General features: G+C 66.9%; 18 protein-coding genes. 11 read left to right on the forward strand and 7 right to left on the reverse strand.

All coding sequences use genetic code 11. The annotated features are described in order from the left end of the window. Positions 1 to 33 precede the first annotated feature (33 nt). From MJ122_RS12465 to MJ122_RS12495, 7 genes are all read left to right on the forward strand, one after another. Positions 34 to 1,284: an efflux RND transporter periplasmic adaptor subunit gene (locus MJ122_RS12465; RefSeq protein ID WP_239744385.1), complete on the forward strand. Its 1,251-nt coding sequence runs from the start codon at positions 34 to 36 to the stop codon at positions 1,282 to 1,284. Between the two features lie 12 nt (positions 1,285 to 1,296). Further along, a complete protein-coding gene (locus MJ122_RS12470; RefSeq protein WP_239744386.1) occupies positions 1,297 to 4,461 on the forward strand; it encodes a CusA/CzcA family heavy metal efflux RND transporter in 3,165 nt (1,054 codons plus the stop codon). A gap of 123 nt (positions 4,462 to 4,584) precedes the next feature. Then, the gene (locus MJ122_RS12475) at positions 4,585 to 5,094 is read left to right on the forward strand and encodes a sigma-70 family RNA polymerase sigma factor (RefSeq protein ID WP_239744387.1); all 510 of its coding nucleotides are present in this window, start codon (positions 4,585 to 4,587) and stop codon (positions 5,092 to 5,094) included. Continuing rightward, positions 5,091 to 6,086, forward strand: a complete 996-nt coding sequence (locus MJ122_RS12480; RefSeq protein WP_239744388.1) for a FecR domain-containing protein — start codon at positions 5,091 to 5,093, stop codon at positions 6,084 to 6,086. Before MJ122_RS12475 ends, MJ122_RS12480 begins: the two co-directional genes overlap by 4 nt. 132 nt (positions 6,087 to 6,218) lie before the next feature. Further along, entirely contained in the window at positions 6,219 to 8,717 is a 2,499-nt protein-coding gene (locus MJ122_RS12485) for a TonB-dependent receptor (RefSeq protein WP_239744389.1), read from the forward strand. A 199-nt stretch (positions 8,718 to 8,916) separates the two neighbouring features. Beyond that, complete coding sequence (locus MJ122_RS12490; RefSeq protein WP_088417077.1) at positions 8,917 to 9,402, forward strand: DUF2165 family protein; 486 nt, start codon at positions 8,917 to 8,919, stop codon at positions 9,400 to 9,402. Between the two features lie 9 nt (positions 9,403 to 9,411). Further along, positions 9,412 to 10,128 (forward strand): SDR family oxidoreductase, encoded by a 717-nt coding sequence (locus MJ122_RS12495; protein ID WP_239744390.1) that lies wholly within the window; start codon positions 9,412 to 9,414, stop codon positions 10,126 to 10,128. A 217-nt stretch (positions 10,129 to 10,345) separates the two neighbouring features. Here the strand turns inward: MJ122_RS12495 and MJ122_RS12500 are convergent, their stop codons facing one another. Continuing rightward, positions 10,346 to 11,701, reverse strand: coding sequence for an OprD family porin (locus MJ122_RS12500; RefSeq protein ID WP_239744391.1), 1,356 nt, complete (start codon positions 11,699 to 11,701; stop codon positions 10,346 to 10,348). A 253-nt stretch (positions 11,702 to 11,954) separates the two neighbouring features. Here MJ122_RS12500 and MJ122_RS12505 point away from each other — a divergent pair, with 253 nt between their 5' ends. Further along, positions 11,955 to 12,299: a cupin domain-containing protein gene (locus MJ122_RS12505; protein WP_081517039.1), complete on the forward strand. Its 345-nt coding sequence runs from the start codon at positions 11,955 to 11,957 to the stop codon at positions 12,297 to 12,299. A gap of 22 nt (positions 12,300 to 12,321) precedes the next feature. On the opposite strand, the gene MJ122_RS12510 is transcribed toward MJ122_RS12505, so the two are convergent. Both MJ122_RS12510 and MJ122_RS12515 read right to left on the reverse strand, forming a co-directional pair. Continuing rightward, positions 12,322 to 12,630 (reverse strand): hypothetical protein, encoded by a 309-nt coding sequence (locus MJ122_RS12510; protein ID WP_088417074.1) that lies wholly within the window; start codon positions 12,628 to 12,630, stop codon positions 12,322 to 12,324. A gap of 149 nt (positions 12,631 to 12,779) precedes the next feature. Beyond that, the gene (locus MJ122_RS12515; protein WP_088417073.1) at positions 12,780 to 13,472 is read right to left on the reverse strand and encodes an MgtC/SapB family protein; all 693 of its coding nucleotides are present in this window, start codon (positions 13,470 to 13,472) and stop codon (positions 12,780 to 12,782) included. Positions 13,473 to 13,772: 300 nt separating this feature from the next. On the opposite strand from MJ122_RS12515, the gene MJ122_RS12520 reads away from it, so the two are divergent. Further along, on the forward strand, positions 13,773 to 14,081 hold the full coding sequence (locus tag MJ122_RS12520; RefSeq protein ID WP_088417072.1) for an NIPSNAP family protein: 309 nt from the start codon (positions 13,773 to 13,775) through the stop codon (positions 14,079 to 14,081). Between the two features lie 288 nt (positions 14,082 to 14,369). Here the strand turns inward: MJ122_RS12520 and MJ122_RS12525 are convergent, their stop codons facing one another. Genes MJ122_RS12525 through MJ122_RS12535 form a run of 3 tightly spaced genes read right to left on the reverse strand, consistent with a single transcriptional unit; the run spans position 14,370 to position 20,095 of the window. Further along, complete coding sequence (locus tag MJ122_RS12525; protein WP_239744392.1) at positions 14,370 to 15,788, reverse strand: efflux transporter outer membrane subunit; 1,419 nt, start codon at positions 15,786 to 15,788, stop codon at positions 14,370 to 14,372. After that, on the reverse strand, positions 15,785 to 18,916 hold the full coding sequence (locus tag MJ122_RS12530) for an efflux RND transporter permease subunit (protein WP_239744393.1): 3,132 nt from the start codon (positions 18,914 to 18,916) through the stop codon (positions 15,785 to 15,787). The genes MJ122_RS12525 and MJ122_RS12530 overlap by 4 nt, the downstream gene beginning before the upstream one ends. Positions 18,917 to 18,943: 27 nt before the next feature. Then, positions 18,944 to 20,095, reverse strand: coding sequence for a MexC family multidrug efflux RND transporter periplasmic adaptor subunit (locus tag MJ122_RS12535; protein WP_239744394.1), 1,152 nt, complete (start codon positions 20,093 to 20,095; stop codon positions 18,944 to 18,946). A gap of 172 nt (positions 20,096 to 20,267) precedes the next feature. Between MJ122_RS12535 and MJ122_RS12540 the strand changes: the two genes are divergently transcribed. Both MJ122_RS12540 and MJ122_RS12545 read left to right on the forward strand, forming a co-directional pair. Continuing rightward, positions 20,268 to 20,828: a TetR/AcrR family transcriptional regulator gene (locus MJ122_RS12540; protein WP_239744395.1), complete on the forward strand. Its 561-nt coding sequence runs from the start codon at positions 20,268 to 20,270 to the stop codon at positions 20,826 to 20,828. Between the two features lie 90 nt (positions 20,829 to 20,918). After that, positions 20,919 to 22,364 (forward strand): SulP family inorganic anion transporter, encoded by a 1,446-nt coding sequence (locus MJ122_RS12545; protein WP_239744396.1) that lies wholly within the window; start codon positions 20,919 to 20,921, stop codon positions 22,362 to 22,364. Between the two features lie 190 nt (positions 22,365 to 22,554). Here the strand turns inward: MJ122_RS12545 and MJ122_RS12550 are convergent, their stop codons facing one another. Next, positions 22,555 to 22,755, reverse strand: coding sequence for a hypothetical protein (locus tag MJ122_RS12550; protein ID WP_088417066.1), 201 nt, complete (start codon positions 22,753 to 22,755; stop codon positions 22,555 to 22,557). Between the last annotated feature and the right edge of the window lie 40 nt (positions 22,756 to 22,795).

Raw genomic sequence — 22,795 nt, forward strand, 5'->3', positions numbered from 1 at the left:
GCGCGACACCGCCGGACTTTTCCCGGAGCTTCCATGATCAAGAAAACCCCGCTTGCCGCTGCCGTCCTGCTGGCCTCCGCCCTAGGCGTCAGCGCCTACGCCTGGATGGGAAGCGAACAGGCCGACGGCAAGCACCTCGACGATGCCACCCATGCCGACGGCGAGCACCACAACAGCGCCGCGCCCACCCGTCACGCCGAAGCGGCGAGCCATGCCGACGGCGAACATCACGTCGCCACGCAAACGCAAACCGAAGAGGAAGGTCTGCACCTGAACCCCGCGCAGATCGAGGCTGCCGGCATCCAGCTGGTGACCGCTGGCCCCCAGGCGCTCAACGAAGCCTTCAGCCTGCCCGGCGAGATCGGTTTCGATGAGGACCGCACCGCGCACGTCGTGCCGCGCACCCCTGGCGTGGTGGAAGCGGTGTCGGTGGAGCTCGGGCAAAGCGTGAAGAAGGGCCAGCTGCTGGCGGTGATCGCCAGCCAGCAGGTGTCCGAGCTGCGCAGCGAGCTGGCCGCTGCCCAGCGCCGGGTAAGCCTGGCGAGCAAGACCTTCGAACGCGAGCGGGAGCTGTGGCAGGAGAAGATTTCCGCCGAGCAGGACTACCTGCAGGCGCGCCAGGACCTGGAAGAGGCGCGCATCGCCCTGGCCAACGCGCAGCAGAAGACCAACGCCCTCAGCGGCGTGTCGGCCAGTGCCGGTGGCAATCGCTATGAACTGCGTGCGCCATTCGACGGCGTGGTGGTGGAGAAGCACCTGGTGCCGGGCGAGGTGGTCAGCGAGACCACGGCTGCCTTCACGCTGTCCGACCTGTCGCGGGTCTGGGCCAGTTTCAGCGTGGCGCCGCAGGACCTGGCGCGGGTGCAGGTGGGCAAGCCGGCGCGGGTGGAGGCGGCGGACCTTGGCATGCAGGTCGACGGTCGCGTCAGCTATGTCGGCAACCTGCTCGGCGAGCAGACCCGCAGCGCCGTGGCCCGCGTCACCCTGGCCAACCCCGATGGGGCGTGGCGCCCTGGGCTGTTCGTCAACGTGCGGGTGAGCAGCAGCGCGCGCCAGGTGGCGGTCGCGGTGCCGGAGCAGGCGATCCAGGAGGTGGAAGGCAAGCCCAGCGTCTTCGTGCGCAGCGTCGACGGATTCGACCCGCGTCCGGTCGATCTCGGCGCGCGCAGCGCAGGTCAGGTCGAGGTGCTGGCCGGGCTTGCCGTCGGCGACCAGGTGGCGGCCGAAGGCAGCTTCGTCCTCAAGTCCGAGCTGGGCAAGAGCTCGGCGTCCCACGCGCACTGACGGAGCGAGAGCATGTTCGAACGCATCATTCGCTTCGCCATCGAGCAGCGTTATCTCGTGCTGCTCGCCGTCTTCGGCATGGCCGGGCTGGGCATCGCCAGCTACCAGAAGCTGCCCATCGACGCGGTGCCCGACATCACCAACGTGCAGGTGCAGGTCAACACCTCGGCGCCGGGCTTCACTCCGCTGGAGACCGAGCAGCGCGTCACCTACCCGGTGGAGACGGCCATGGCAGGCTTGCCGGGCCTGCAGCAGACCCGCTCGATCTCGCGCTCGGGGCTGTCGCAGGTGACGGTAATCTTCAAGGACGGCACCGACCTGTTCTTCGCTCGCCAATTGGTCAACGAACGTTTGCAGCAGGCCCGTGAGCAATTGCCGGAGGGCGTCGAGTCGGCCATGGGACCGATTTCCACCGGCCTGGGGGAAATCTTCCTGTGGACCATCGAGGCCGAACAGGGCGCGCGCAAGGAGGACGGCAGCGAGTACACGCCCACCGACCTGCGGGTGATCCAGGACTGGGTGATCAAGCCGCAGCTGCGCAACGTGCCGGGCGTGGCCGAGGTGAACACCATCGGCGGCTTCGCCAAGCAGTTCCAGGTCGCCCCGGACACCCGCCGTCTCGCAGCCTACCGGCTGACCCTGGCCGATGTGATCGCCGCGCTGGAGCGTAACAACGCCAACGTCGGCGCCGGTTACATCGAGCGCAACGGCGAGCAATTGCTGGTGCGTGCACCGGGGCAGGTGGGCAGCCTGGAAGACATCGCCAACATCGTGGTCGCCAATGTCGACGGCACGCCGATCCGCCTACGCAACGTCGCCGAGGTCGATTTCGGTCGCGAACTGCGCACCGGCGCCGCCACCGAGGACGGCCGCGAAGTGGTGCTCGGCACGGTGTTCATGCTGATCGGTGAGAACAGCCGCACCGTCGCCAAGGCTGCTGCCGCCAAGCTGGACGAGATCAACCGCACGTTGCCGGCCGGGGTCAAGGCGGTGACCGTCTACGACCGCACCCAACTGGTCGACAAGGCCATCGCCACGGTCAAGCGCAATCTCACCGAGGGCGCGATCCTGGTGGTCGCGGTGCTCTTCCTGTTCCTGGGCAACATCCGCGCGGCGCTGATGACCGCCATGGTGATCCCGCTGGCGATGTTGTTCACCTTTACCGGCATGTTCAGCAACCGCATCAGCGCCAACCTGATGAGCCTCGGCGCGCTGGACTTCGGCATCATCGTCGATGGCGCCGTGGTGATAGTCGAGAACGCCATCCGCCGCCTGGCCCACGCCCAGCAGCACCACGGCCGCCTGCTGACCCGTAGCGAGCGCCTGCACGAAGTCTTCGCGGCATCGAAGGAAGCGCGCCGGGCGCTGATCTACGGGCAGCTGATCATCATGGTGGTGTATCTGCCGATCTTCGCCCTCACCGGCGTCGAGGGGAAAATGTTCCATCCCATGGCCTTCACCGTGGTGCTGGCGTTGCTGGGGGCGATGATCCTCTCGGTGACCTTCGTTCCGGCGGCCATCGCGCTGTTCATCACCGGCAAGGTGAAGGAAGGGGAAAACCTGCTGATGCGCAATGCGCGCCGTGCCTACGAGCCGGTGCTGGACTGGGTCATGGCGCGCCGCGCGCTGGTGTTCGCCGGCGCCGCCGTGCTGGTGGTGTTGTCGGGGCTGCTGGCGAGCCGCATGGGCAGCGAGTTCGTGCCAAGCCTGGGCGAGGGCGACTTCGCCCTGCAATCGCTGCGTACGCCGGGCACCAGCCTGTCGCAATCGGTGGCCATGCAGGAACGACTGGAACGCCAGGTGCTCGACAAGGTGCCGGAGGTGCAGCGCATGTTCAGCCGCACCGGTACCGCCGAGATCGCCTCCGATCCGATGCCGCCGAACATTTCCGACGCCTACGTGATGCTCAAGCCCAAGGATCAGTGGCCCGACCCGAAGAAGACCCGCGCGCAACTGGAAGCGGAAATCCAGGCCGCCGCCAACGGCGTGCCGGGGAGCGCCTATGAACTGTCGCAACCCATCCAGCTGCGCTTCAACGAGCTGATTTCCGGGGTGCGCAGCGACGTGGCGGTGAAGGTCTTTGGTGATGACATGGACGTGTTGAACCAGACTGCCGAGCAGATTGCCGGTGTATTACGTCAGGTGCAGGGTTCGTCCGAGGTGAAGGTCGAGCAGACCAGCGGCCTGCCGGTGCTCACCGTCAACATCGACCGCCAGCGCGCGGCGCGCTACGGGTTGAATGTCGGCGACATCCAGAACAACGTCGCCGTGGCCATCGGCGGCCGCGAGGCCGGCACGCTGTTCGAGGGCGACCGCCGCTTCGACCTGATCGTGCGCCTTCCAGAGAACCTGCGCAGCGATATCGACGCCCTGTCGCGCATGCTGATCCCGGTGCCGGCTCCGGCCAACGCCGCCGACTCACGGATCGGTTTCATCACCCTGGGCGAAGTGGCGCGCCTGGAGCTGGTGCAGGGGCCGAACCAGGTCAGCCGCGAGAACGGCAAGCGTCTCGTCGTGGTCAGCGCCAACGTGCGCGGGCGGGATATCGGTTCCTTCGTGTCGGAGGCCAGCGGCAGCATCGGGCAGCAGGTGAAGCTGCAGGCCGGCTACTGGACCACCTGGGGCGGCCAGTTCGAGCAGCTGCAGTCGGCGGCCCAGCGCCTGCAGATCGTGGTGCCGGTGGCATTGCTGCTGGTCTTCACGCTCCTGCTGATGATGTTCAACAACGTCCGGGATGGCCTGGTGGTGTTCACCGGAATCCCCTTCGCCCTCACCGGCGGAGTGGTCGCGTTGTGGCTGCGGGACATTCCGCTGTCGATCTCCGCCGGCGTCGGCTTCATCGCGCTCTCGGGCGTGGCGGTGCTCAACGGCCTGGTGATGATCTCCTTCATCCGCAGCCTGAGGGAGGAGGGACGTGGCCTCGACGAAGCGATCCGCGAGGGCGCGCTGACCCGCCTGCGCCCGGTGCTGATGACCGCGCTGGTGGCTTCCCTGGGCTTCGTGCCGATGGCCCTGGCCACCGGCACCGGCGCGGAAGTGCAGCGGCCGCTGGCGACGGTGGTGATCGGCGGCATCCTGTCGTCCACCACGCTCACGCTGCTGGTGCTGCCGGCCTTGTATCGATGGATGCATCGCAAGGATGAAGATGCACAAGCAGCGGCCGAGGCCTGCGCCTGACCGGAGCCCCAAGGGCGCCGAAGTCCGCGTCGTCCTGGGCCGGTCGCTCGGCCCGATTGCGCAGAACCGGGGTAATCCAGTATTGTTGAGAACGATTATCATGTTTAACAAAGCTGGAAGTCCATGGATAGCGAGCGGGCATTCGAAAGGGGTGTTGAGCGGCTTTACATTGCCCACCACGGCTGGCTGAAGGGCTGGCTGCGCCGCCGTCTGGGCGAGCACGCGGACGCCGAGGACCTGGCCCAGGACACCTTCGTGCGCGTGATGCGCTCGCGCAGCTCCCTGGCCGACCTGCGCCAGCCGCTGGCCTACCTCGCGACCATCGCCAACAGCCTGCTGATCAACCGCTGGCGGCGCCAGGCGGTGGAGCGTGCCTACCTGGAAGCACTGGCCGCGCGCCCCGAAGCCGTGGCACCCTCCGAGGAAGAGCGCCTGCTGCTGATCGAGACGCTGGTGGAGATCGACCAGTTGCTGCACGGCCTTGCCCCGCAGGTGCGGGAGATCTTCCTGCTATCGCAGCTGGACGGCCTGACCTATCCGCAGATAGCCCAGCGCCTGGAACTGAGCGTCAACCAGGTGCAGAAGGCGATGGGCAAGGCCTTCGCCGCCTGCTACGCGAGCCGCTTCGAATGAGCGCCCTGTCCTGCGACAGTGATGGCCGCCCGATCCCGACGGACATCCGTGACCAGGCGATCGCCTGGTTCACCCTGGCCCAGTCGGGCTGCATGAGCGACGCCGAGCAGCGCCAGTTGCGCACCTGGCGCGAGGCCGACAGCGAGCATGAGCGCGCCTGGCAGCGACTGAGCAGCATCCCGCTCGACCTGCAGCGCCACGCCGGCCGGCTGGCCGACCCCTTGGCGCGGCAGCTGGCCGGGCGCCGCCACTACAGCGAGATGGACCGGCGCAAGGCGCTCAAGGTGCTGGTCAGCTTCGGCCTGCTCGGCGGCCTGGCCTGGCAAGGCCGCGACACCCCGTGGGTGCAGGGTGCCCTGGCGGACCACCGCACGAGCACCGGCGAGCGCTCGCAGCAGGTGCTTCCCGACGGCACCCGGCTGTGGCTCAACACCGCCACGGCGGTGGACCTGCGTTACACCGACAGCGCCCGGGAACTGCGCCTGCGCTACGGCGAAATCGAGATTCTCACGGCGCGCGATGCGGCGGGACGGCCATTGCGGGTCATCAGCGAGGACGCCATCCTGCAGCCGCTGGGTACGCGTTTCCGTGTGCGCCGCGAGAACGATGGGCGTGGCACCTTGCTCGCGGTCAGCCAGGGGCGCGTCGCCGCCCGCGCGATGACAGGGGGCGAGGGGCGGGTGGTCGAGGCGGGGTGGCAGGCGCGTATCGGTGCGACTGGCGTCGCCGCGCCGCAGGTGCTGGAGGCCAGCGACGGCGCCTGGGTCGACGGCTACCTGGTGGCGAAGCGCATGCGCCTGGCGGATTTCCTCGCCGAACTGGACCGCTATCGTCCCGGCCTGCTGCGCTGCGATCCGGCGGTCGCGGGGATTCGCCTGAGCGGTTCCTACCCGCTGGGCGACACCGACCAGGTGCTGGCGATGTTGCAGGACAGCCTGCCGGTGACGGTCCAGCGCCGCACGCGCTACTGGGTGACGGTGGGTCCGCGTTGAGGCGTCGAGCGCCACAAGCGGGACAATGAAAATAATTCTCGAAAAGTCGGCAGGTTTTCGTTTCTCGCTTGGCCTAGGGAGAAATCCCTGCTCGCCACCGCGAGCCCACCACGAGAAACGGACCCTCTGCCCATGACGCTTCACCCCATCGCCCGCGCCCTGCGACAGTCGCTCGGCTTCGCCCTGCTGTCCTGTTCCGCGCTCACCCTGTTGCCCGCTGCGGCGGTGCAGGCCGAAACCACGGCCACCCGCAGCCAGCACTACGCGATTCCCGCCGGCCCGCTGGACCAGGTGCTCGGCGAGTTCGGCCGGCGTGCCGGCATCCCGATCTCGGTGAACGCGGGGCTGACCGAAGGCAAGCGCAGCGCTGGTCTGGATGGCGAGTACGGCATCGAGGATGGCTTTGCCCGCATCCTGTCCGGAACCCGCCTGACGGTGCGTCGCCTGGAGAACGGCGGTTACGGCCTGGTGCCCGTGCCCGCGGAGGCGGTGCTGGAGATGGACTCCACCACCGTTTCCAGCCAGCGGCTGGACCCCACCACAGAAGGCAGCAACTCCTACGGCGCACGCGCGGTGACCATCGGCAAGGGCGTGCACTCCCTGCGCGAGACGCCGCAGTCGTTGACCGTGCTGACCCGCCGCTACCTGGATGACCAGAACATCACCACCATCGACCAGGCGATGGAGAAGACGCCGGGCATCACCGTCTACGAGTCGCCCATGGGCGGCAAGTACTTCTACTCCCGTGGCTTCATGATGCAGGGCCAGTACCAGTACGACGGCGTGCCGCTGGACGTCGGCGGCGAGTACGTCCAGGCCAACAGCTTTTCCGGCGACATGGCCTTCTATGACCGGGTCGAAGTGCTCAAGGGCGCGGCGGGCATGCTCAAGGGTTCCGGCAGCTCCACCGGCGGCGTCAACTTCGTGCGCAAGCGCGGCCAGAGCGTAGCGGAGACCAGGCTGTCGCTCTCGGCGGGCTCGTGGGACAACTACCGTGGCCAGGTGGACGCGGGTGGTCCGCTCAACGAATCGGGCACGTTGCGCGGCCGCACGGTGGTGGCGCTGCAGGATCGCCAGTACTTCTACGACGTCGGCAAGCGCAACGACCAGATTCTCTATGGCGCACTGGACTATGACCTGACCCCGGATACCACCCTCGGCCTGGGCGTCGCCTACGAGAAGCTCGATGCCACACCCTGCTGGCACGGCCTGCCGCGCTACAGCAACGGCAAGGACCTGAAGCTCAGCCGCTCGACCTGCCTGGGCGCGTCGTGGAACAGCTGGGAGAGCGAGCGCACCACGCTGTTCGCCGATCTCTCCCAGCAGTTGAATGAAGACTGGGCCTTCAAGTTCGCCGGTGTCTGGACCCACAACGACCAGGACATCAAGTACGCGCTGTCCGAGACGCCAGGTGGCGTGGCTCCCGGCGCGACCTCGGCGCCTTCCTCTGTGTACTCCGGGCTGTTCGACTACGACCAGACCGACTACGGTTTCGATGCCTACCTGGATGGCAGGTTCGAGGCCTTCGGCCTGCAGCACGAGCTGACCGTCGGCGCCAACGCCAGCCGTGCCAAGACCCACGACCACTATGCGCTGATCAACATGACCAGCCTGCTGGGTACCTCCCAGGACCCGTTCCATCCCAACTCGCACATTCCCGAACCGGCGGATGGCTTCTACGCGCCCAACTCCTACCGGGGCGGACCGGTCCCCACCGAGTCGGACACCCGCCAGTTCGGCACCTATGCCACCTTGCGCCTGAAGCTGGCCGAGCCCTTGACCGCCGTCCTCGGTTCGCGCGTCAGCTGGTACCGCAACAGCCGCGACTCCTACACCCAATCCTGGGACTACTGGCAGCACGACCGCAGCCAGGAGAACGGCCAGGTCACGCCGTTCGCCGCGCTGATCTACGACCTTAACGACGAGTGGTCCGTCTACACCAGCTACGCGGATATCTTCCAGCCGCAGAGCACCTACACCGATGAGTCCGGCAGCCCACTGCAGCCCAAGACCGGCGCGAGCTACGAGCTGGGCATCAAGGGCGAGCTGATGGATGGCCGCCTGAACACCGCCTTCAACCTGTTCCGTACGGTGGAAGAGCACCGCGCCGAAGCGAACTACGACACCGTCTGCGCCGGCTCATCCGACGGCTACTGCTACACCGACGTGGGCAAGGTGCGCGCCCAGGGTTTCGAGGCGGAAGTCAGCGGCGAGGTCATCGACCGCCTGCAACTGCTGGCCGGCTACACCTACACCCAGACCAGATACCTCAGGAGCGCCGAGGACAATCCCCAGGAGCCGACCTTCACCACCACCTACTTCCCGCGCCACCTGTTCCGCGCCTGGGCCGACTATCAGCTGGCCGGCGACCTGGACCGCTGGAGCCTGGGAGCGGGCGTGACGGCGCAGAGCGACGTCTCGGTGCGCAGCGGCAACGTCACTTCGGTACAGTCGGACTACGCCATCTACAGTGGCCGCGTGGGCTACCGCCTCGACGAGCACTGGACGGTCGCGCTCAACGGCAACAACCTGTTCGACAAGAAGTACTACCAGAGCGTCGGCGCCGTCTCCTGGGGCAACTTCTATGGCGAGCCGCGCAACTTCATGGTGACGCTGCAAGGGGCGTTCTGAGACCCGGCGCCCCGCGTTGCACGGGCCCGTTCAGGCACGCCCATTTCCTTGCTTGACCTCAACTGCGGTTGAGGTCTTAGAGTCCCGGCCGAACCTTCCCGGCAGCGCCCAGCGCCGGGCAATGGATGGCGGCACGCCCGGTGCGGGGAGGGTTTCCCGCTGCCGTGGCGGGCCTGGACATGGCAAACAAGGACCTGGCATGGATACCCACCTTTCACTGACGATCTTCCTCGGAGTTCACACCCTGGGTTTCAGCCTCTGGCTGAGCATTGCGCTGATCAACAACCTGCATGCCTTCGCAAGTTCGGTGGGCGCCATCGGGGCCACGCTGTCGATGGCGCCGCTGCGCCAGGCACCGGTCATCGATACACCCCTGCTGGCGCGGGCACTGGCCGATCCCAGGCTGGCGCGCCTGGCGCTGGCATTCATCGTGCTGCTGCAGATGGTTGCCGTGGCGACGGCCTGGACCGGGTGCTACCACCTGCTGCTCGGTGAGGGTCTGGAGCCGGCGCGGGCCTGGCTGAACCTCGCGGCGAGCGCGGCCCTGGCCTTCCTCTTTGCGATGCTGCTGGGCGGCCTGTGGTTCGGCTACTGGATTCGCCAGGAGGGCTTGCAACTGACTCACCTGCTGCTGGTGGTCTGGGTGCTGGCCGGCTTTGTCGTCCTCAATGGCCGCTGGGTCTAGGGAGCCGTCATGAACATACTGATCGTGGGTGCGAGCAGGGGACTGGGCCGCGCGCTGGCCGAGGGGCTCGGTCAGCCGGGGGATACGCTGATCGGGGTGTCGCGCAGGCGCCCCGCGTCGCTGGAGGTACCCGCTGGGGTCGAGCTGCAATGGATCGAAGCGGACCTCGCCGAACCTGCGGTGGCGTTGGCGGCCATCGAGGCGCAGGCGCCGACCGGCATCGATGTCCTGCTGTGCAATGTCGGCATCTGGGAAGAGCATGCCTTCAGCGAGCGTTACTCCTTCCTCGCCGATACCGACGAGTCGATCGCCCGGCTGGTGGACGTCAATATCACCGCCACACTGCTCCTGCTCAAGCGCCTGGTGCCCAGGATGCTGGAGTCGCACCGGCCGCAACTGATCCTCACCGGCTCGACCTCGGCACTGCGCCGGAGTGGCCGCCCGGAAGTGGCTTTCGGCGCCTCCAAGTTCGCCCTGACGGGTATGGCCGATGCACTGCGCGAAGGCTTCCGCGAGTGGAACCTGGCGGTCACCGTGCTCCAGCTTGGCGACCTGAACACCGAGGACCCGCTGTCCATGCCCTTGGCGGAAGCCGCGCGGCGTGGTGAGGGGCATCAGGTGCCGGTCCACGATGTGGTGCGGATGGTCGATGCGCTGCTGCGACTTTCCTGTGCCTCGTTCGTGCGCGAGCTGGTGCTGCCGGCGATTCGCGATCCACGCTTCTGAGTTTGTGCAGGGCAAAAAAAGGCGCCCAGTCGGGCGCCGAGGGTTCCTCTTCCTCCAAAGGGGCACGTGGAGCGCCAGGAAGTGGAGCAGTCTTGCGGGGGAAATCATCACCGGTTGCCTTGGGGGGCGGTGATGGCTTCCGTTATACGCAGGGACGCCTAACGGGAGGCTGAGGCGCAGCTGACAATTCCGTCATCCGCCCGCCAGGCGCAGGCCGTCAGAGGATGGCCAGCGGGTATTCGACGATCAGCCGCACTTCGTCCAGGTCCGACTCGAAGGCCGTGGCGCGGGTCGTTGCCTGCCGCACCCGCAGGGACAGGTCCTTGAGCTGGCCTTCCTGGAACACGTATTTCGCCTCGATGTCGCGTTCCCAGCGCTTCTGGTCGGTGAGCGGATCGCCGTTGTCGTCGCGGCGCATGTACACGGCGTTGGCGTTGGAATAGTCGGCGTCGGTGCCGCGGGCATAGCGGGTCATGAAACTCAGGCCCGGTATGCCATAGGTGGCCATGTCGAGGTCGTAGCGGACCATCCAGGAACGCTCCTTCGGCGAGTTGAAGTCGCTGTACTGGATGGAGTTGTCGAGGTAGATCGAGTCGGCCTGGCGCAGGTAGTCGAAGTCGTTGTTGCCGTTGTTGCGCTGGTGGCTGACGGCGATGCGGTGGGCGCGGAAGTGCACGCCGGCGCTGGCGCTCCAGATGCTGGTGTTGAACTCGCCGAGCAGCTCGCGGCCCTCGTCCTGCGACTTGTAGTAGTTGAAACCGCCGAACAGCTCCACGGCCTCGCTGAGCGGGAAGTTCAGCGCGGTGCCGAAGTAGTACTGGTTCCAGGCATCCTTCAGGCGGCTGCTGTAGAGACTGACGCTGGCGTTGTCGTTGATCGCGTAGTCACCGCCGCCGTAGGCGAGCCAGGCCGAATCCACCGGGCCTGCGTAGAAGGTGGCGAAACCGTCGTCCATCTGCCGTGACTGCGGCTGGCTCATGGAATGCAGGCGGCCGCCCTGCAGCGTCAGGCCTTCGAGACTGGTGTTCTGCAGGGTGACCCCGCGGAAGGATTCGGGCAGCAGGCGCGAGTCGCCGTAGTGCACCACGGGGGTTTCCGGGAAGACGTCGCCGGCCTTCAGCACGGTGTCCCACAGGCGCACCTTGGCCGCGCCGCCGGCCTTGGCGTAGTTGCTCTCGGTGCGCCCGTCATTATCGGTGGGCAATACGTCCACCGAACTGCCTGCTCCGTTGCGGCCGTCGCCGGTGTCGAGCTGGAAGCCGACCATGGCGAAGGCATCGACGCCCACGCCGACCGTGCCCTGGGTGAAGCCGGATTCGAACCTGCCGATGATGCCTTGGGCCCAGACTTCCGAGTAGCCGTTGCCGCGCGGCGGCACGGACTGGCCGTGGCGGGCGTCACGGTTGAAGTAGAGGTTGCGGTTGAGGACTTCGAGACTGGCGCCTTCGAGGAAGCCTTCGGCCTTCTCCTCGGACTTACCTTCGGCGAGGACGGTCGGCGAAGCGACCCCCAGCGCCAGCAGCGAAGCCGCCAGCGGGAACTTGTGTCGGTACTTTCCAGACGTGCGATACATGGATGCGCTCCTAAGGGCAGGATGGTTTGGTTACCGCCTGCTGTTGTTGTTTTCGCCCAGGCGTGGCGAGGGCCACGGGCATCGTGTGGGAGCACGGATAACGGGCAGGTGAGCCGCGGATGACAAATCTGTCAGGAGGGGGGAAAGAAGGGCGGGCAGCGCTGGCAGGCATACCGATGTCGAATCCAGGCAACTGCCGGCGGCGGTTCGTGGCTAGGGTGGCGGACCTTCACTGCAACGACCTGGAGCTGTCATGTCCGATTTCATCACCGTGCTGCGCGACACCTGCCCGACGCCCGTGCTGGACGCCACCAAGTGGAAGCGCATTGGCGGCGACCCGCATACGGTCAACCTCAACGCCTACCTGTCGGCGGACGGCAGCAAGATCATGGGCACCTGGATCTGCACCCCCGGCAAGTTCGAGGTGAACTACGAGAAGTGGGAGTACTGCCACTTCCTCGACGGCTACTGCGTGATCACCCCCGAGGGCGAGCAGCCGGTCCATCTGCGCGCCGGCGACGTGTTCGTCATCGAGCCGGGCATGAAGGGCACCTGGGAAGTGGTCGAGACGGTGCGCAAGTATTTCGTTTTCGCCTGACCGGTAGCGCACCGTCCGGGGCTCAGCGTGCCGTGCAGAGGTCCAGTTGCTGCTGGGTTTGCAGCGGGGACTCGATGCCCAGGCGGAACAGGCAATAGTCGATGGCGACTTGCCGTTCCTCCTCGCTGAGTTGTTCCAGCGGCCTGGGCGCCTGGCCGTTGGCAAAGACATTCTCGAACTTTACCTGCAGCGTCGGCTTGCGCTTGAGAAAGTAGACGCGGCTGGACTGATCGCCGTCGCGGGTTTCGTAGTAGCCGAGCAGGGGCCAGCAGGTCATGGCGGCAATCGCCCCGAGAGTGATCAGGACGCGGGCGGGCGTAAGTTGCATCATGGTTCGCGCTTTCCGTTGCGGAGGAAGAAGTTTGCCGGTTTGACACCGGCAGGGGATTCTTCCAGTCGCGCCCCAGGGCGTGCGGCCGCGCAGCGCGTGGCTGTCGCCAGATGGCATTTCTGTGAATCACGACGGGTCCGGCCGGCGACTCATTGGGGCCCGTCGCTCACCGACCAGCTGGTGGCCGATACGTAGGGCGCCAGGGCCAGTTCGCCAACCAGGGCTTCCAGCAGGCTGTCCTTGTCGCTGGGGGCCAGCACCAGGGCTGCGACTTCCACTTCACCGCCGGTCTTGCGCGCGTGGCTTTCCAGGCTCTGCAGGGCCAGGCCGTTGGCGCTGAGGCGGCGCAGCAGGGTGGAGCGCACCAGCGCTTCCTGGTGCGCTTCGGTGACGGCCTGGACCGTGTAGTAGCGCTCGCTGCCCGGCTCGAGGGGCGCGTGGCGCTGGATCCAGCGGGTCACCGACGGCAGGGTGAGGTTGCACAGGACGATCAGCAGGGTGGCGACCAGCGCCGCCGCTAGGAATCCGCTGCCCGCCAGCACGCCCACTGCGCCGGTGCACCAGACCGTGGCGGCGGTGCTCAGGCCGCGCACGCTGAGGCCGTCGCGCATGATCACGCCGGCGCCAAGGAAGCCGATGCCGGTGACCACCTGGGCGGACATGCGCACCACCTGGTCCTCGGCACCCATGAGGAAGGGCAGGGTGGCGAAGGTGGCCGCGCCGAGGGCGACCAGACCGTGGGTGGCGACGCCGGTGAAGCGCTGGCGCCACTGGCGCTCCATGCCGATCAGCGCGCCGAAACCGAGCGCCGCGAAGAGGTCGAGGAAGATGTCGAAGTACATGCCTTTGTGCTCCGCGCTGGCCTCGCGCCAGCGCTGGTGGATAGGGGCATCGTGCCCCTGGGGATTGTAGGTTTGGTCAGTCTAACGGGCTGGCGGGCGATACGGGCTGACATGTCGCAGGTGGGCTGTGACCTGTAGGAGCGAGCTTGCTCGCGAACCGCTTGACTACGAGGTCGCCGGGAGGTCTGTTCGCGAGCAAGCTCGCTCCCACGAAGAGCCCTGTGCCGGGGAGGTCGTTTAGGCGTTCCCGCGTGGAATAGGTAGAGTGACCGTCCTATTCAACGAAAAAGAGTTGGCAAGATGGTCACCTGTTACCTGCGCTACGTGCTGGACCCGTACAAACTCAAGGAATTCGAACACTACGGCCGGTTGTGGATCCCGCTGGTGGAGCGCTTCGGCGGCCAGCACCACGGCTACTTCCTGCCCTCCGAGGGGGCCAGCAACATTGCCCTGGCGATGTTCACCTTCCCCAGCCTGGCGGAGTACGAAACCTACCGGCAGCAGTCCATGGACGATCCCCAGTGCCAGGCTGCGTTCCGTTATGCCGAAGAAACCCGCTGCATCCTCAGCTACGAGCGGAGCTTCTTCCGACCGGTGTTCGGCGGCTGATCAGTCTGCGAAATAGCTGTCCATCATGCGCCGGCCTTGCCGGCGGGGCGTCCTGCAGGAGCGGGCACAGGGTCAGCCGTCCGGCATCCCGTGGCTGGAGTCATCGCGGACGAAGTCCGCTCCTGCGCGGGTTTCAGGTTCGGTAGGAGCGGACTTCATCCGTGATTGCCATCCGCCGGCAGAGGAGCGGCACCGTAGGGCGCATAACGCCGGGGGCGCCATCCGCCATGGCGGCGGATGATCCGTTCCGGGTTATGCGCCCTACGTGAACCGGAGCCAAGGGGTGGATCAGCGCTGCGCCGTCGCCTCCCCATTCCAGCCGCCGCCGAGGGCGCGGAACAGGTCCACCAGGGCGATCTGCCGCTGGGTGCTGGTCTCGATGTAGGCCGATTCGTTGACGAAGTTGCTGCGCTGCGCATCGAGGTAGCGCAGGTGGCTGTCGACGCCCCCTTCGTAGCGCGCCTTGGCCAGCTTCAGCGTTTCGTTGGTGGTGTTGGCCAGGGCCCGGCGCGCGGCTTCCTCGCGGCGCAGGGTATCGGTCGCCGCGAGCGCGTCGGCCACTTCGCGGAACGCGGTCTGGATGGTGCCTTCGTAGGCCGCCACGGCCGAGTCCTTGCGCACCTTGGCGAGGTCGAGGTTGGCGCTGTTGCGCCCGGCATCGAAGATCGGCAGCGACAAGGTCGGCACGAAGCTCCACGAACGCGAACCGCCGTCGAACAGACCGGACATTTCCGCGCTGGACGTACCGAAGCTGCCGGTCAGGCTGATGCGCGGGAAGAACGCCGCGCGGGCTGCGCCGATGTCGGCGTTGCGCGCCTTGAGCACGTGCTCGGCGGCGAGGATGTCCGGGCGCCGCTCGATCAGCTTAGAGGGGGTACCCGGCGCGATGTCCTGGATCAGCATCGGCTTGTCCCGCGGCACCTGCGGGATGCGCCTGGCTGCATCGGCAGTGCCGAGCAGCAGCACCAGGGCATTGAGCGCCTGCTGCTTCTGCCGTGCGTTGCTTTCCAGCTCGGCACGGGACTGTTCCACCAGCCCGAGTGCTTCCTGATAGTCCAGCGCCGTGGCCGCGCCGGCAGTACGCCTCTGGCCGATCAGGCTGAGCGAATCCTCGCGGCTGGCCAGCGTCTGCTCGGTCAGCTGCAGACGGCGCTGGGCGCCGTCGTAGGTGAGATAGGCCTGGCTGACCTCGGCGATCAGCGCAAGGCGTGCACTGCGACCGGCTTCCTCGGTGGAGAGGTATTGTTCCAGCGCGGCGTCGGTCAGGCTCTTCACTCGGCCGAACAGGTCCAGCTCGTACTCGGGCAGCGCCAGGCCAACCTGGTAGCTGCTGCTCACCGCCGAACCGCCGCTGCTGGACAGGTCCGCCGGCAGCCGCTGGCGATTGCCGTTGGCCGCCGCGTTCAGCCCCGGCACGCGGTCGGCGCGCTGGATGCGGTACTGCGCGCGGGCCTGTTCGATGTCGAGCAGGGTCTGGCGCAGCGAGCGATTGTTGTCCAGCGCGACGTTCACCAATTCGCGCAGTTCGCTGTCGACGATGAAGGTCTGCCAGTCCAGCTGGCTCGCCGCGGCGCCGGGCCGGGCAGCGGGGCCGCTCCAGTTCTGCGCCACGGGGGCTTCCGGGCGTTCGTAGGTGGGTGCCATGGAGCAACCACCCAGGGTCAGCGCCAACAGCAGGGTGATGGCGGGTTTGTGCAGGGCGGTCATTGCGCGACCTCCGACGGTTGATGCGCAGGTTTGGGGTGGCGACGCAGCAGCGACAGCAGCCAGACGAAGCAGATGGGCACGAAGATCACCCCGAGCAGCGTGGCGCTGAGCATCCCGCCGATCACCCCGGTGCCAATGGCGCGTTGGCTGGCGGCGCCGGCTCCGCTGGCGACCACCAGCGGCACCACGCCGAGGATGAAGGCCATGGACGTCATGATGATCGGCCGGAAGCGCAGGCGCGCGGCCTGGATGGCGGCGTCGCGCAGGCTGTGGCCCTGTTCCCAGAGCTCCTTGGCGAACTCGACGATGAGGATCGCGTTCTTCGCCGCGAGGCCAATGATGGTGATCAGGCCGACCTTGAAGTACACGTCGTTGGGCAGCCCGGTGACCGTCACCGCGAGCACCGCGCCCAGGGCGCCGATGGGCACGATCAGCATCACCGACAGCGGGATCGCCCAGCTCTCGTAGAGCGCCACCAGCAGCAGGAACACCACCAGGATGGCCAGGGCGAACAGCTGGGTGGCCTGGCCGCTGGCGACCTTCTCCTGGTAGGAGAGGCCGGTCCATTCGTAGCCGATGCCGGCCGGCAGTTCGCCCACCAGGCGCTGCATTTCGGCCATGGCCTCGCCGGTGCTGACGCCGGGAGCGGCGTCGCCGGAGATACGGATCGACGGGTAGCCGTTGTAGCGCGCCAGCTGCACCGGGCCTTCTTCCCAGCGGGTGCTGACGAAGGCGGACAGCGGCACCAGCTCGCCGGCGCTGTTGGGCACATAGAGCTTGAGCACGGTTTCCGGGGTCATCCGGTCGCCTTGTTCGGCCTGTACCACCACGCGTTGCTGGCGGCCGGCGTTGGCGAAGTCGTTGATCACCGAGGAGCCGAAGGCGGTGGACAGCGCACTGCTGATGGACTCGAAGCTGACGCCCAGGGTGCGCGCCTTTTCGCGGTCGATCTCCAGGCGCAGCTGGGGGGCCTCGGCGAGGCCTTCCATCATGGCGTAGAGAATCTTCGGATTGCCGTTCGCCTCACCGAGCAGTTGGTCGCGGGCCGCCAGCAGCGCCTCGCGGCCGAGGCCGGCACGGTCCTGCAGGCGCAGCGAGAAGCCGCCGGAGTTGCCGAGGCCGTCGATGGGCGGCGGGGTTACGGCCATGATCGCGCCGTCGCTGATGCCGGCGAAGCGTTCGTTGATTGCCGCGGTTTCCGCTTCGGCCGACTGCGAGTTGTCGCGCACGGACCAGTCCTTCAGGGTCGGGAAGGCCAGTGCGGCGTTCTCGCCCATGCCGGAGAAGCTGAAGCCCATCACCAGGAAGGACGATGCCACGGCCTCGCGGGACTTGAGGAACTGCTCCAGCTCCTGGCCGGTGACGTCGGCCCGCGCACGGGTGGCGCCAGGCGGTAGCTGGATGTCGACGATCATGTAGCCCTGGTCTTCCACCGGCACGAAGGATTCCGGCAGGCGCAGGTAGCTGTAGCCGAGCAGGGCGACGATGCCGGCGTAGATCAGCATGTAGCGCCCGGCACGCTTGACCAGCGCCGTGTTGAGCAGGGTGTAGCGCTCGGTCAGGCGGTTGAAGCCCCGGTTGAAGGCGCCGAAGAAACCGCGCTTCTCGTGGTGGCCTTCGGGGACCGGCTTGAGCAGGGTCGCGCACAGCGCCGGGGTGAAGGTCAGGGCGAGGAACCCGGAGAACAGGATCGACACCGCCAGCGACAGGGAGAATTGCTGGTAGATCACCCCCACCGAACCCGCCATGAACGCCAGTGGCATGAACACCGCCGAGAGCACCAGGGTGATGCCGATGATCGCGCCGGACACCTGGCCCATCGCCTTGACGGTGGCGGCAGGCGGGGAGAGGCCTTCCTCGGCCATGATCCGCTCGACGTTCTCCACCACCACGATGGCGTCGTCCACCAGGATGCCGATGGCCAGCACCATGCCGAACATGGTCATCATGTTCACCGAGAAGCCCAGCAGGTACATCGCCGTCAGCGTGCCCAGCAGGCACACCGGCACCACGATGGCCGGGATCAGGGTGTAGCGCACGTTCTGCAGGAACAGGAACATCACCAGGAACACCAGCACCATGGCTTCGAGCAGGGTGTGGATGACCTTCTCGATGGCCACGTCGACGAAGCGCGAGGTGTCGTAGGGCACCGAGTACTCGACGTCGTCGGGGAAGTTCACCGACAGCTCGGCAAGGCGCTCCTTCACCAGGGCGGCGGTCTGCAGCGCATTGGCGCCGGGGGACAGCTGGATGGCGCCGGCCACGGTCGGCTTGCCGTCCAGGCGCGCGGTGAAGTTGTAGCTCTCGCTGCCGACTTCCAGTCGCGCCACGTCGGCCAGCTTCACGGTGGAGCCATCCGGATTGGCGCGCAGGACGATACGACCGAACTCCGCCGGGTCGTCGAGGGTGCCTTTCACGGCGAGGGTAGCGGTCAGCTCCTGCTCGGTGCTGCCGGGGGAGGCGCCGAAGCTGCCGGCCGGCACCTGCACGTTCTGCCCGCGAATGGCATTGCCCACGTCATCGATGGACAGGCCATAGCCGACCAGCTTCTGCGGGTCGATCCACACCCGCATGGCCGCTTCGGAGGAGAAGAACTGCAGCTTGCCGACGCCCTGCACGCGGCGCAGCTCGTTGTTGATGTTGCGTGCGGCGTAGTCGCCCAGGGCGGTGGTGTCCGTGCGCGCGGAGCCTTCCTTGTAGTTCAGCGCGTAGATCAGCAGGAAGCCGGCGCTGGTCTGCTCGACTTCCAGCCCTTGCGTGAGCACGGCCTGGGGCATGCGCGCCTCGGCCTTCTTCAGGCGGTTCTGCACGTCCACCTGGGCCAGTTCCGGGTTGGTGCCGGGCTGGAAGGTGACCACCACTTCGGCCATGCCGTTGGAGTTGCTGGTGGACTCGAAGTAGAGCAGGCCCTTGGCGCCGTTGAGCTCCTCCTCGATCACGCTGGTGACCGAGTCCACCAACACCTGTGCCGACGCGCCGGGGTAGGTGGCAGTGACGGTGATCTGCGGCGGCGCGACGCTGGGGTACTGGGCGACCGGCAACAGCGGAATGGCCAGCAGGCCGGCCAGGGAAATGAACAGCGCCACCACCCACGCGAAGTTGGGGCGCTTGATGAAGAACAGTGACATGGGGAATTCCTCGCGGCGGTCCTCGCCTTATTGGCGCGACGCCTGCTGTTGCTCCTGGGCGTGACGGGCTTCGACCTTGGCACCCGGCTGCAGGCCGGTGAGGCCACCGACGATGACCTGGTCGCCGCTGGCCAGGCCCTGGTTGATCTGCCAGCGCGAGCCCTGCATGGCGCCGGTCTGCACCTGGCGGGTCTCGACGCGGCTGTCGGCGCCGATCACCAGCACGTGGGCGGTGCCGTCGGTGGCGCGCTGCACGGCGCGTTGCGGCACCAGAATGGCCTTGGCGTCGGTGCCTTGCGGGGCGGTGACGCGCACGTACATGCCCGGCAGCAGCAGACCATCGGCGTTGTCGAACCTGCCGCGCAGCGAGACCTGGCCGGTGCCGCGGTCCACCGAGATATCGGTAAACAGCAGTTCGCCTTTTCGCTCGTACTCGGTGCCTTCGACGCGCAGGCTCAGGGCCTGGCTCTGGCCGGCGGGGAGGTTGCCGCTCTTCAGCGCCTCACGCAGGCGCAGCGCATCGGCCACCGGCTGGGTGAAGTCGGCGTAGATCGGGTCGAGCTGCTGGATGCGCGCCATCAGCGTGGCGTCGCCCTGGCCGACCAGGGCGCCCTCGGTCACCAGCGCGCGGCCGATGCGCCCGGATATCGGCGCCTTGACCGAGGCATAGCCCAGGTTCAGGCGTGCGGTTTCCAGGTCCGCCTGGGCGGAGCGTACCGACGCCTGGGCGCTGCGCAGGTCGGCGGTGGCGGTGTCGAAGTCCTGCTGGCTGACGGCTTCGATCTTCACCAGAGGCTCGTAGCGCTTTACCCGTGCCTGGGCTTCCTGCTGCGCCGCCTGGGCACGCGCCAGCTCGCCTTCGGCGCGGGACACGGCAGCCTTGAGCGGCGCCGGGTCGATCTGGAACAGCAGGTCGCCGGCCTTGACGTCGGCGCCTTCCTCGAAGCGCTTCTGCATCACGATGCCTGCTACCCGCGCACGGACTTCGGCGACGCGCATCGGCTCGATACGCCCCGGCAACTCCGAGGTCAGGGTGAGCGGTTCGGTTGCCACCGCTACCACGTCCACCGGGCGTGCCGTTTCGGCGGCCGCCTGGGGTTCGCCGGATTCTCCGCAACCCGCCAGCGCCAGCGCTGCCACCAACGCACTGATTGTCCCTACTGCACGCAACCTGCCCATGTTTCACCCGGGGTCTGTCTATCTGGAAAGGGGCGTATGATCCTTTTAAATCCGAAATGAGTCAATAATGTCTCATTTGCTTCTGTGGTGTATAAAATGTGTCATGACCTTTCAAAAGAGAGGCCTTTTTCTGCACAATGAGACGATCCGCCACCTGACACGAGGCCCCCGAATGACTCTCTCCGCCCACGATGAACGTCTGCTCAAGGCGCTGGCCGTCGCCATCGTCGACCGCCCTCGGGCGACGCTGAAGGAGCTGGCGGAAGCGGCGGGGGTGAGCAAGGCGACGCTGCACCGCTTCTGCGGCACCCGCGACAATCTGGTGGAAATGCTCATGAGTTACGGCGAGCGTGTGCTCAATCAGGTCGTCAGCAACTGCGAGCTGGAGAGCGCCGAGCCGCTGATGGCGTTGCGCAAGTTGATCCAGGAGCACCTGACGCATCGCGAAGTGCTGGTCTTCCTGATGTTCCAGTACAGCCCCGACAGCCTTGACCCGTGCCTGGACGGTCGCTGGAAGTCCTACAGTGATGCGCTGGATGCCTTCTTCCTCCGCGGCCAGCAATCCGGCGTGCTGCGCATCGACGTGACGGCGGCGGTGTTCACCGAACTCTTCCTTTCGATGATCTACGGCATGGTCGATGCGGAGCGGCGCGGCCGCGCGGCCAGCTCCAGTTCGGCGACCGTGCTGGAGCAGCTGTTCCTGAACGGCGCAGCAGCGCCCGCCAAGGCCTGACGCACTTCCATGCGGGATTAGCGGGTGGTGGCTGGAAGTGGTTTTCCGTACCATTGCCGCCCCTTCGCAGTCCCCGTTCCGAGTAGAAAAATGAAACCCGCCCGCTTGCGTGCCGATGTCCTGGCCGGACTGACCACGTCCTTCGCGCTGGTGCCCGAGTGCATCGCCTTCGCCCTGGTCGCCCACCTCAACCCGCTGATGGGCCTCTACGGCGCCTTCATCCTCTGCACCCTGACCGCGCTGTTCGGCGGCCGTCCCGGCATGGTGTCCGGCGCCGCCGGTTCGATGGCGGTGGTGATAGTCGCGCTGGTGGTGCAGCACAGCGTGCAGTACCTGCTGGCCACGGTGTTGCTGGGCGGGGTGGTGATGATCCTGTTCGGCCTGCTGCGCCTGGGCAAGCTGGTGCGCATGGTGCCGCACCCGGTGATGCTGGGCTTCGTCAATGGCCTGGCCATCGTCATCGCCATGGCCCAACTCGAACACTTCAAGGACGGCGAGCGCTGGCTCAGCGGCAACCCGCTGTACGTGATGCTGGGCCTGGTGGCGCTGACCATGGCGGTGGTCTATGGGCTGCCGAAGCTGACCCGCGCGGTGCCGCCGGCGCTTGTGGCGATCCTCGGCGTCGGCCTGGCGGTGTACCTGCTCGGGCTGCCGACGCGCACCCTGGGCGACATGGCGCATATTGCTGGTGGCCTGCCGCCGTTCGCGCTGCCGGACATTCCCTGGAACCTGGAAACCCTGCGGATCATCGCGCCCTACGCCTTCCTCATGGCGATGGTCGGCATCCTGGAAACCCTGCTGACGCTCAACCTCACCGACGAGATCACCGAGACCCGTGGCTTCCCGGACCGCGAGTGCGTGGTGCTGGGCGGCGCCAACATCGTTTCCGGGCTGTTCGGCGGCATGGGCGGCTGCGCAATGATCGGGCAGACGGTGATCAACCTCAGCTCCGGCGGTCGTGGCCGGCTGTCCGGCGTGGTGGCCGGGGTGATGATCCTGCTCTTCGTGCTGTTCCTCTCGCCGCTGATCGAGCGCATCCCGCTGGCGGCGCTGGTAGGGGTGATGTTCGTGGTGTCGCAGCAGACTTTCGCCTGGGCTTCGCTGCGGGTGCTGAACAAGGTGCCGTTGAGTGATGTGCTGGTGATAGTCGCGGTGACCGCCATCACGGTGGCGACGGACCTGGCCGTGGCGGTGTTCTGCGGCATCATCCTCGCGGCGCTGGATTTCGCCTGGAAGCATGCCCGCGAGCTGTACGCGGATATCCACGACGAAACCGATGGCAGCAAGCTCTACCGCGTCCATGGCACGCTGTTCTTCGCGTCCACCACGCCGTTCCTCAACCAGTTCGACCCGGCGAATGATCCGCCACAGGTGACCCTGGATTGCGCGCACCTGAGCTTCGTCGATTACTCGGCCATCGCTGCCTTGATGACCTTGCGCGAGCGCTACAGCAAAGCCGGTAAGCATCTGCGCGTGGTGCATCTGTCCGAGCGCTGCAAGCAGTTGCTCAAGCGGGCTGGCGCGCAACACGCCTGAGCCTCGGCGTCCCCAGCGCAGCGTAGGGCGGATAACCTGGAACAGGTTATCCGCCGGCTGTCATCCGGCGGATAACGCTGGCGCGTTATGCGCCCTGCGGAGCTGCCCCCGGCGCCTTGACCTGTCGGAGCGATGCCCATCGTTTCATTGGCTGCGCTGACCGCATGGCTATCGCTTCGCTCCACCCATCCTACTGGGCGTTCAGTTTTCTCCAGACGCCTTCCAGCGAATCGGCGTCCAGCAGCAGTTGCCGGGCGGCGCAGCGAATGCGTCGGGCCTGTTCGTCGGTGACGTTGCAGGAACCCAATTCGCGCAGCAGTTCGGCGGCGACTTCGTTGTTGAACGAGGTGGTACGTACGGCGCGCAGGATACGGCTGTTCGCGTGTTGCATGAGATTCTCCTTGGGGGAAATGAAAAAAGCGACGCAGCGC

This window comes from Pseudomonas sp. DP-17 (assembly GCF_022380625.1).
Lineage (GTDB): Bacteria > Pseudomonadota > Gammaproteobacteria > Pseudomonadales > Pseudomonadaceae > Pseudomonas > Pseudomonas nitroreducens_A.

Excerpts from the sequence above, each read along its gene's own strand:
- MJ122_RS12465 (WP_239744385.1), top strand. The coding sequence starts at position 34 with ATGATCAAGAAAACCCCGCTTGCCGCTGCCGTCCTGCTGGCCTCCGCC.
- MJ122_RS12470 (WP_239744386.1), top strand. The coding sequence starts at position 1,297 with ATGTTCGAACGCATCATTCGCTTCGCCATCGAGCAGCGTTATCTCGTG.
- MJ122_RS12475 (WP_239744387.1), top strand. The coding sequence starts at position 4,585 with ATGGATAGCGAGCGGGCATTCGAAAGGGGTGTTGAGCGGCTTTACATT.
- MJ122_RS12480 (WP_239744388.1), top strand. The coding sequence starts at position 5,091 with ATGAGCGCCCTGTCCTGCGACAGTGATGGCCGCCCGATCCCGACGGAC.
- MJ122_RS12485 (WP_239744389.1), top strand. The coding sequence starts at position 6,219 with ATGACGCTTCACCCCATCGCCCGCGCCCTGCGACAGTCGCTCGGCTTC.
- MJ122_RS12490 (WP_088417077.1), top strand. The coding sequence starts at position 8,917 with ATGGATACCCACCTTTCACTGACGATCTTCCTCGGAGTTCACACCCTG.
- MJ122_RS12495 (WP_239744390.1), top strand. The coding sequence starts at position 9,412 with ATGAACATACTGATCGTGGGTGCGAGCAGGGGACTGGGCCGCGCGCTG.
- MJ122_RS12500 (WP_239744391.1), bottom strand. The coding sequence starts at position 11,701 with ATGTATCGCACGTCTGGAAAGTACCGACACAAGTTCCCGCTGGCGGCT.
- MJ122_RS12505 (WP_081517039.1), top strand. The coding sequence starts at position 11,955 with ATGTCCGATTTCATCACCGTGCTGCGCGACACCTGCCCGACGCCCGTG.
- MJ122_RS12510 (WP_088417074.1), bottom strand. The coding sequence starts at position 12,630 with ATGATGCAACTTACGCCCGCCCGCGTCCTGATCACTCTCGGGGCGATT.
- MJ122_RS12515 (WP_088417073.1), bottom strand. The coding sequence starts at position 13,472 with ATGTACTTCGACATCTTCCTCGACCTCTTCGCGGCGCTCGGTTTCGGC.
- MJ122_RS12520 (WP_088417072.1), top strand. The coding sequence starts at position 13,773 with ATGGTCACCTGTTACCTGCGCTACGTGCTGGACCCGTACAAACTCAAG.
- MJ122_RS12525 (WP_239744392.1), bottom strand. The coding sequence starts at position 15,788 with ATGACCGCCCTGCACAAACCCGCCATCACCCTGCTGTTGGCGCTGACC.
- MJ122_RS12530 (WP_239744393.1), bottom strand. The coding sequence starts at position 18,916 with ATGTCACTGTTCTTCATCAAGCGCCCCAACTTCGCGTGGGTGGTGGCG.
- MJ122_RS12535 (WP_239744394.1), bottom strand. The coding sequence starts at position 20,095 with ATGGGCAGGTTGCGTGCAGTAGGGACAATCAGTGCGTTGGTGGCAGCG.
- MJ122_RS12540 (WP_239744395.1), top strand. The coding sequence starts at position 20,268 with ATGACTCTCTCCGCCCACGATGAACGTCTGCTCAAGGCGCTGGCCGTC.
- MJ122_RS12545 (WP_239744396.1), top strand. The coding sequence starts at position 20,919 with ATGAAACCCGCCCGCTTGCGTGCCGATGTCCTGGCCGGACTGACCACG.
- MJ122_RS12550 (WP_088417066.1), bottom strand. The coding sequence starts at position 22,755 with ATGCAACACGCGAACAGCCGTATCCTGCGCGCCGTACGTACCACCTCG.